Source organism: Trinickia sp. (assembly GCF_051961175.1).
GTDB lineage: Bacteria > Pseudomonadota > Gammaproteobacteria > Burkholderiales > Burkholderiaceae > Trinickia.
Genome location: NZ_JBQCDN010000418.1, coordinates 1 through 9,004 on the forward strand (window position 1 = coordinate 1; position 9,004 = coordinate 9,004).

The 9,004-nt window shown below is 66.1% G+C and carries 6 protein-coding genes and 1 pseudogene; all 7 read right to left on the reverse strand.

Annotated features, from left to right (window positions below; genetic code table 11):
- Positions 1 to 347: pseudogene (locus ACTHL0_RS23690) on the reverse strand (beta-ketoacyl-[acyl-carrier-protein] synthase II); the annotation flags it as partial.
- Entirely contained in the window at positions 344 to 2,794 is a 2,451-nt protein-coding gene (locus ACTHL0_RS23695; protein ID WP_440569422.1) for an MMPL family transporter, read from the reverse strand. The pseudogene ACTHL0_RS23690 and the gene ACTHL0_RS23695, both read right to left, overlap by 4 nt.
- Positions 2,794 to 3,486 carry an outer membrane lipoprotein carrier protein LolA gene (locus ACTHL0_RS23700; RefSeq protein WP_440569423.1) on the reverse strand — a complete coding sequence of 231 codons (693 nt, stop codon included), beginning with the start codon at positions 3,484 to 3,486 and terminating at the stop codon, positions 2,794 to 2,796. The genes ACTHL0_RS23695 and ACTHL0_RS23700 overlap by 1 nt, the downstream gene beginning before the upstream one ends.
- Positions 3,474 to 3,905, reverse strand: coding sequence for an acyl-CoA thioesterase (locus tag ACTHL0_RS23705; protein ID WP_440569424.1), 432 nt, complete (start codon positions 3,903 to 3,905; stop codon positions 3,474 to 3,476). The genes ACTHL0_RS23700 and ACTHL0_RS23705 overlap by 13 nt, the downstream gene beginning before the upstream one ends.
- Positions 3,906 to 5,501, reverse strand: coding sequence for an HAL/PAL/TAL family ammonia-lyase (locus ACTHL0_RS23710; RefSeq protein WP_440569427.1), 1,596 nt, complete (start codon positions 5,499 to 5,501; stop codon positions 3,906 to 3,908). It lies immediately after the preceding gene.
- A gap of 1 nt (position 5,502) precedes the next feature.
- A complete protein-coding gene (locus ACTHL0_RS23715; protein ID WP_440569425.1) occupies positions 5,503 to 7,221 on the reverse strand; it encodes a glycosyltransferase family 2 protein in 1,719 nt (572 codons plus the stop codon).
- Entirely contained in the window at positions 7,218 to 8,897 is a 1,680-nt protein-coding gene (locus ACTHL0_RS23720; RefSeq protein ID WP_440569426.1) for an AMP-binding protein, read from the reverse strand. Before ACTHL0_RS23720 ends, ACTHL0_RS23715 begins: the two co-directional genes overlap by 4 nt.
- Positions 8,898 to 9,004: the final 107 nt, after the last annotated feature.

Consider the following 9,004-nt stretch of genomic DNA (forward strand, 5'->3'; position numbering starts at 1 on the left):
AGCGCCGCCTCGCCGGCGCCGATGCCTGACGTACTGGTGCCGAGCACGACGCCGACGCGCCCCGCGCCATACCGCTCGCATGCGGCGTGCACGGCAGGCTCGATCTGCGCGAGCGCAGCAAGCAAGAGCCGGTTGTTGCGACAGTCATAATGGGCGAGCGACACCGGCGGCGCCACATCCAGCCGGGCTTGCACCGTGCCGGCATACGCACCGTGTTCGCCGCCGAAGCCGATCCGGCCCATTCCCGGCGAGGCCCCGATCGCGAGCGCCGCCGCGACTTCCGCCGTATCGGCGCCGAGCGCGTTGATCATGCCCAGGGCATGCAGATAAACGTGAGGCAGTTTCACCGGGAATCCCCTTCGCTTGGCATGCCGATCGGCGCCAGCAACACCGATACGGCGATGCCGAGTGCAAGCGTGGCACCGAAGTTTTTCAATACAGGCATGGCACTCATGGCAAGCAGCCCGAATGAGAGCAGCGTCGTCGCGGCCGATAGCGCAACGCCGGTCCATACCGCGCCCAGATCGGCGCCCTCGCGTGCGCAACCTTCTCGCAGGAATACCGCATAGTTGACGCCGACGCCGAGCACTAGCATCAGGGCAAGCCAGTTGAACAGCGTCAGCGGCACGCCCGCGTAGCCGAACGCGGCCAGTGCGATCGCGACCGCCAGCACCACCGGCATGACCACCCGCACACCGCCTCGCACGCGGTAGCGCCCGATCAGCAGCGCGCACACCAGCACGACGGCCGCCGCGAGCCACAGCGCACTATCGAACCTGTAGGCACCGAACAGGCGCGACACGCTCCCGGCCTTGTCCACGAACGCAACGCCCGGCAACGTATGCGCCAGCGCGGCGAGCGCCTGCGATTGCGCGGCGCCCGCGCCGAGCGGCATCACGATGGCCGCATAGCCTTGCGCCGCGGCGGCTGCAGACGACGTCCCGCTTGTATCACGCACGGCACCGAGCCAAAGATGGCGATAAGGCTGCGACCACGGCGTCGCGAGCCACGCATCGAGCGTGAGCGGCGCTGCACTGCCATGTGTCCATGCGTCGAGGTAGCGCGCCGCCGCCTCGTCGCGGAATCCGCCGCCAACCAACGTCGCTCGCAGCGCGTCGGGCGAGCGCAGCGCCGTCGCAGCCAATAACGCACGGTCAGCCGCCTGCCGCTGCGCCGACGGGACGAACTGCGAAACCGATTGCCATCCCGCCAGACGGTGCCCGGCAATCGGGGCATCCAGCCGCTCGCCGAGCGTTTCGCAGCGCTGAAGCACCGCTTCGGGCGTCGGCCCTTTGACGACGAAAAAGCGTGCGTCATCGTCGACACCGATCGCTTCGCGCACGGTGCGCTCCTGTGCGACAAGCGAAGGATCACGCTGAATGAGCAAGTGGATATCATCGTCGCTCGTCAACCGCAGCCACCCCGGCACCGACACGGCCAGCACCAGCGCGGCGGCAAACCACGCACGGCGACCGTCGAGCAACGTTTGCCAGATAGCGAGCAGGCGGGCCGCGCCGCCGAACAGATACGTCGGCGTGCGGCGCGGCGCGCGCTCGAGCAGCAGCGGCAGCAGAGAGGCGACAGCGAGAAACGCGGTGGCGATGCCGACCATCGCAAAGCACGCGATCTGTTTGAGCGCCGGAAACGGAGCCCAGGCGAGGACGGCATAGCCGAGCAAACTCGTGGCGAGCGCGACGAGCAGCGCGGGACGCACTTCGCGCAGGCCACGCTGCGCATCCCACTGCCGTCCCGAACTCAAATACACGACGAAGTATTGAATCGAGTAATCGACCGCCTCGCCGATCAGGCTGGCACCGAACACGAGCGTGAGCAGATGCAACTGACCAAAGACCGCCATCGTGGCAGCGAGCGCGCACCCGATGCCGATCGCCGTCGACAGGAATCCCAACGCGATCAGCCGGACGGATCGGAAAATCCAAAGCATCAGCAGCGCAATACCGCACATCGACCAGACGCCGATCCGATGCACATCGCCTTCGGATGCGCGTCTTGCCGCCTCCGCGTAAAACACCGCACCCGTATGGACGATCCGCACGTCGGGAAATGTGCGCTGCGATGCGTGTTCGGCCTTCGCCGTTGCTTCGAGTACGGCGCGTTGGACGGATGTCTCATACGCCGAGCCGGACAGCGTCGCCGCAACGAGCACGCTCGTGGCCGTGCCGCGATGCGCGATGAGCATTCCGTCTTCGACGGCCAGGTTCGTTGCCGCCAGCGGCAGCGCGCCGAGCCAGCGGCTCAACCAACCGAACGGATCGTCGGCCAGCGGCGCGACAAGCCCCGCGCGCAGCGGATCGAACAGCCGCTCGGCGAGCAGATCGGGCAATGCGGCCGAACCCGACGTGAGTGCGGCGCGATCGCCCGCCGTCAGCAAACCGAACCGATACGGCAGATAAAAGCGCGCCACCTGCGTGACATCGAACGGGGGCAACTGCGCGACGACGCCGCCAAAAGCACCGCTCGATGCGAGCGACTGCGCGAACGCCCTCGCCGCCGCCTTGGCGTGCGTGGCGTCGTCGCTCGTCACCAGGTAGACGGCACGCTCACCCATCGTCGATGCCAACGCATCCAGCGCCTGCTCGGCCACAGGGTCGGCTTCCGTCTTCGGCAGCAACGCGAGCAGGTTCGTTTGCAGCGGGGGCACCGACGCTCCGACGCCTAACGCGGGCTCGGCGAAACGCCAGACGCAATACGTCAACGCGAGGCAAGCAAGCGCTGCCCACGCGAGCAGGATACTGCGCCGCCGTTTCCCCCACGCTGCGTGCGCAACTTGCATCAGTGCGCTCCGAACAATGCCAATTCGGCGGGAGACAGCGTATCGATGCCTTCGCTGCCCGAGAATTCGATGCGCGTCGTATCGCCGCCCGCAGCCGTCATCTCGAGCGTATTCAAGAACATGCCGCCTTCCATGCGCAACGTTTTCAAGGCCTGGGCGAGTTGCGGCTGATTCGGCGTCAGCGTCAAGCGCCACCGTGCCGGCGTGCCGCTGGCGGCCACGTCGAACTGCGAATAGAGGGCCGACAAATCGCCGCCGAGCATTGCACGCATCATCAGCGACACCTGCGCCATGCCGCCGCGCGATGCGCCGTGCGTCGCACGGCTACCGCTCGCGTCGATCTTCGTGACGCCGGTATCGCCAATGACATACGTGACCCGATAAGGCGCCTCGGTGCGCCAGATCACGCCGCGATCGCGAACGAACACGAGCGTGCCCGTGCTGACCAACGGCGCCGATAACGCAGCCAGCGTTTGTGTCTGTCGAAACTGCGCCCGCACACCGGCCTTGCCGGCCAACTGCGCGGCGATGCGCGCGACCAGAGCGGCGTCCGCCGCCGTACTGCTTGCGGGTTGCGAGGCAACCGCAGCGGCGGCGAGCGAAGGCGCCGCCATGACGAACGCACAACCCGCGAGGGTGGCGAGCATCGGGTGACCGAGGAAACGCCAAAGACGGTGAGTCATCGCGGCCATGTCCGCTCCAGTTTCTCGAAGACGATCGGGGGCGAGACGAACTGCAATTCGCGCGTCGATGCGCAGACGGCCACCTGAATCGTGTAGCCCTTCGTCAATCGCTCGCCCGAAGCAACATCGACGATCTCGTATCCGATCTTCAAGCGGTTCTCGAATTCGAGCAGTTCAGTGCGCACATCGAGCGCCTGTCCGTATACCGCCGGGCGCACGTATTTCAGATGCGCCTCGACGATCGGCCACAGATAGCCCGATGCCTGCATCGCCGGATAGTCGTAATCGAACATGCGCAGGAGCGCCGCGCGGCCGATCTCGAAGTACTTCAGATAGTGTCCGTGCCAGCAGACGTTCATCGCATCGACGTCATGAAACGGCACTTCGACGCGCGCACTGGCGCTCAGCGGTAAGCGTGCCCGGTCCATTCAGCGCACCGCCTCGTTCCACGCGACAGGCGGGCAGGCACCGACGAGCGCGCCATCGGCGATGCACTGCGTCAGCGCACGCAGATCCGCTTCGAGCGGACGATCCTCGCCGACGAACGGCGACAGCGCGCCCACTTGCTCGACAAACGCCGCGAGCGGTTCGGTCAGCGCCGAGCCCGGCGTGACCGACAGCCGCAACCGCGCGGCTTGAACGGCTGCAAGCGTGTGGGCCGCGGCCACCTGCTCCGTCAGCTCGAGCACGCGCAGGCAGTCGCGCGCCGCGATCGTGCCCATGCTGACCTTGTCCTGGTTGTGCGCTTCCGTCGAACGCGAAAACACGCTGGCCGGCATCGTCAGCTTCAGCGCTTCGGCCGTCCACGCCGACGAAGAAATTTGCACCGCCTTGAATCCGTGGCAAATCGGTGCGCGGGTCAAGCTCGCACCCGACAAATTGCGCGGCAGGCCATTGTTGAACTTGTCGTCGACGATGAGCGCGAACTGACGATCCATCAGATCCGCCAGGTTCGCGACCGCCGTCTTCAGCGCATCCATCGCGAACGCGATATGGCCGCCGTAGAAGTTGCCGCCGTGTAGAACGCGTTCACCGTCCGCATCGACGAGCGGATTGTCGTTCGCGCTATTGAGTTCGTTTTCGATATCGCGACGCACCCACGAGAGCGCATCTTGTGCGACACCGATGACATGCGGTGCACAGCGGATCGAATAGCGATCCTGCAACCGCTGCCCCGCCGTGTCCTCGCGCGTGGCCAGATCATCGCGAATCCACGCAGCAGCCTGCGCCTGCCCCGCATGCGGTTTGACGTCGAAAATCGTTGCGTCGAAGTGAGCCCCGCGGCCGTCGAGCGCAACGGTGCACAGGGCTGTCAAGCGCGCAGCCAACCGCGTGAGCTGCGCAGCACGCTTGAACGCGAGGCACGCGAGGCCCGTCATCACGGCCGTGCCGTTCATCAGCGCCAGCCCCTCTTTCGGCGCGAGTTGCAGCGGCGTGCGGCCCAGCTCAGTCCAGACGTCAAACGCCGCCCTGACCTGCCCGCCGTACGCCACTTCGCGCTCGCCGACCAGCGCGGCCGCGACATAGGACAACGGCGTCAAGTCGCCGCTCGCACCCACCGAGCCTTCCGCGGGGATCCGCGGCAAGACGTCGAAGTTGATCAGATCGGCCAACCGTTCGAGCAACGCCACGCGCACGCCCGAATACCCGTAGGCGAGCGAGTTCAGACGCGCGGCGATGACGGCCCGCGTTTCGGCCGGATCGAGCAGGCGTCCCATGCCGCAGCCGTGATAGCGCGTCAACTGCAGCGGCAACAACTCGACGAGCTCGGGCGGCACGCTGACCACGCAGGCATCGCCATAACCCGTGTTGACGCCGTACACCGTTGCCCCCGCCGCGAGCCGGGCGCGCAGAAATGCCGCGCCGCGCTCGATGCGCGCACGCCAATCGGCATCGTCGTTCAGCGCGACGCCCGAGCGTGCGTCGGCAATCGCCACGACATCCTCGATCGTGAGACGGCGGCCGCCGATCGTGATCGTCGAACGAACGGCTTGCGTTGCGGGTGCGTTGCGCCGCGCGGTCACATCATCTTCGGCCAGTGCCCTCTCCACTCGGGCGCGCCCAGAACTCGCCACACTTGAACCATTGAAACGGTGCCTTGCGGCAGTAGTGTTCGAGCCGCTCCGCATACCGATGCGCATGAGCGGCCAGATGCGCAGCCCGCTCGCGGCGGGGCAACGCAATGCGCTCGGCGAACGGCTCGAAGTAGAGCCGGTGGCCCCCGCGTTCCTTCAAGCAGAAGAACAGATACACGGGGCAGCCGAGCGCATGCGCCAGCACGTACGGCCCTTGGGCGAACCGCGCGGTGGCGCCGAGAAACGGTGCCTCGACAACGCGCCCCGCCTCGTGCGCGGGCACGCGATCGCCGACGATCACAAGCAGTTCGCCGTCGTCGATGCGCTGCTGCATCATGACCGCCGTCTCAGGACCGAAATCGGCGACTTCGACCATCCGGCTCGCGAAATTTCGATGCGCGCCAGCCAGGACGCGGTTGAACCGCCGTGCGTGCTCCGTGTAGACGATGGCCGTCACTTTGGCGCGCGAGCCGTGCACCGCCAACGCACGCGTCATTTCGAGATTGCCGAGGTGCGCGCCAATGACGAGTGCGCCTTTCCCGCTCGCCGCCAGCGCTTCGAATGCGGACGGATCGTCGAAGACGACGTGAGTGTGCGTCACGCGGCCCGTCCAAGCAGCAAATTTGTCGAGACCCGCTTCGGCGAAGGCGAGCATCTGCCGGTAGGCCGAGCGCCAGCCGGGCGCCGGCGTCGTTTGCCCAGGCGACGCCTCGCGCAAACGTGAGAAATAGCGGTGCGACTCCTGTCGCGCCGTGCGTCCCGTCAACACGAAGTATGCGACGATCGGATGCAGCCAAAGCTGCGTCGCGCGCATGCCGAACAGGCGCAAACTAAGCGTGAGCAAGCACATTCCTGTGTGGCTGCCCCGCTCGGCGATATCCCACCAGCGTCCTTGATTGCCGAGGTCAGTCTTCGGCCGGGTTTGACGCGGCAGTACTTTGCGCGCGAGCAGGCGCGGCGAACGAACGAGCATCCCAACGACGAGGCGCGTATGGCTCTTGCTGATGCGCAGGTTGTCGCGCACCACATCGAAATGAGAAAGACCGCCGGGCGCATACGTCACGCGCGTCGGGATCGTCACGAAGCGCAGCCCGCGCCACGATAACCGCACGAGGATCTCGATGTCGAAATCCATCCGCGTGGGCAGCGCCACGGAATGGATGAGCGCGCACGCCGCATCGAGCGGATAGAGCCGGAAGCCGCACATCGAATCGGGAATGGCAAGCGACAGCGTTTCGATCCATACCCACACGTGCGTGAGATAGCGGCCATACAATCGAGCCTTGGGTACGCTCTCGTCGTACACGGGCCGTCCCAGGACGACGGCATCGGGCGCGGCACGCGCAGCATCGAGAAAGCGCGGCACGTCGGCCGCATCGTGCTGGCCGTCCGCATCAATCTGCAGGGCGTGCGTAAAGCCGGCGTCGCGCGCCGCCTTCAATCCGGCCATCACCGCGGCGCCCTTCCCGCCGTTCACGTCGAGCCGCAACAACGACATCATCGGCGACCACCGGCCGGCCAACTCGGCGAGAACCGCTTGCGTGGCCTCGTTGCTGCCGTCGTCGACGACGAAGACCGGCAACCCGTGCGGCATCAACCGCTCGAGCGTCGCACCGATTTCGTCTTTGTGGTTGTAGATCGGGATGACGATCGCCGCTCGCACAGTCACGCTGCCCCCCGATAGACGATCACGCCCGACGCGCTGTCACGCTCGCCCAAACGGAACGCGAACCGCATCTTGCGGCGCGCCACGTCGTGAGCCAACGTCAAATGCAAGAGGGCGCCCGGCGGCACGGGGGCCATGAACTTGAGCCGTTCGATGGCGAGCATCGCACGAACCTCGGGCCACTGGTTGGCGCCGAGTTGCACCGCCCAATCGATCTGGACTACCCCCGGCAAGATCGGCAAGCCCGGAAAGTGTCCGTCGAAGTGCACGAGATTCGCAGGCACGCGCAGTTCATAGTGGAGCACGTCTTCGTGCGTAAACTGTGCGAGCACTTCCATGCCTTGCGGGCGAACGTCGAAAGCGGCGGCGACGGCCGCGGCCGGCAATTTGCCGCGCGCATCGAACGGCAGCGCGGTACAGAATCGCCAGCGACGCGGCAGCACGACGGCCTCGATATACTCGCCCAAATGCGTGCGAAGTTCCTTCGCCAATGCAATGCGCCCGTTAGCGAGCAACGCCGCGCAGCCTTCTCGGGTCAGCGCGATCAGTGCGCCCAGCCGGTCGCGCACCGCACCGGGCAACACCACCGCGGCAGCCTGGGACACATACGGGTGGCGCGCGAGATGCGCCTCGATCTCTGGCAGCGATACACGTTTGCCGTCGAGCTTCACGATGCGGTCCAGCCGGCCCTTGAGCCGGAACCGGCCGTCCTCGTCGAACGCCACCGCATCGTCGGTCCGATGCCAGTCATCGTGGCCCAGATGCGGCGAACGTACGAGCAGCGCACCGTGCTCATCGCATTTGAGCTCGGCACCGGGCACGGCTTGCCAGGCATCGGTGCGATCGCGTCGACGCCACGCGATCCCGCCGGTTTCGGTGCTGCCGTAGATCTCCACCGGGGCAGCGTCGAAACGGCGCGCATAGGTATCGGCCGTTTGCTCGGAAAGCGGCCCGCCCGACGAAAAATAGACGCACGGCGCCGGGCAAAGCGTATCGAAACCGGGCAGTTCGGTCCAACGATCCAACTGCGAAGGGCTCGACACCACCGCGGCGCGGCCAACCTTGTCGAGCCGCGCTTGCAACTGCAGCGGTTCGGCGCAACTTTCGCGATCGAATGCCCGCCCTGCGGCCAGCGGCCAAAATACGCGAAACAGCAAACCGTAAATATGCCGGTGCGGAACGCTGGCCAGCATCGGTGCCTCACCGATCATGCCACCCCACTGCATCTCGAGCGTGCGCACTTCGGCATCGAACTGCGCGAGCGTCTTGCGCACGGCCTTCGGCACCCCGCTGCTGCCGGACGTGTACAGCGTCAACGGCGACTCAGCGTCGATGCTTCGTTGCGGCAGCGCCGCGGCCTCGCAAGCATTGATCGAAGGCAACTGGGCGGAGGTCAGCAGCACGTCATAGCACGGGCCAAGCATGGCTAAATAGGCCGGGGCGGAGGCCGACGGAACGATCGGCTCCTTGCCGCACGCCAGGACAGCGAACAAGGCACAGACGAACTCGAACGGATCGTCGAGGCAAACGGCGATGCGCTGTCCCGTCTGCTTCCCGAGCCAGCCCGCGTAGTGCGCCATGCGCGCTTTGAAGGTGCCGAAATCGAGCACCGTCTCGCCATCGAGGCAAACCGGCGTGGAATCGTTGCGCGCGGCCCACGGCAACACGCGCAACCCCACGAATTAGGCGTTCAAAGCGCGTTCTCCCCCAACACCAACCCAAGACCCCAAACCATTTACCCGACGAAAAAACCCCCCATCAAAAGAAAACTGACGCCCCCGGTAAA

What these genes read in the sequence shown, in the direction of transcription:
- ACTHL0_RS23700 (WP_440569423.1), bottom strand. Translation starts at nt 3,486, where the DNA reads ATGGCCGCGATGACTCACCGTCTTTGGCGTTTCCTCGGTCACCCGATG.
- ACTHL0_RS23695 (WP_440569422.1), bottom strand. Translation starts at nt 2,794, where the DNA reads ATGCAAGTTGCGCACGCAGCGTGGGGGAAACGGCGGCGCAGTATCCTG.
- ACTHL0_RS23705 (WP_440569424.1), bottom strand. Translation starts at nt 3,905, where the DNA reads ATGGACCGGGCACGCTTACCGCTGAGCGCCAGTGCGCGCGTCGAAGTG.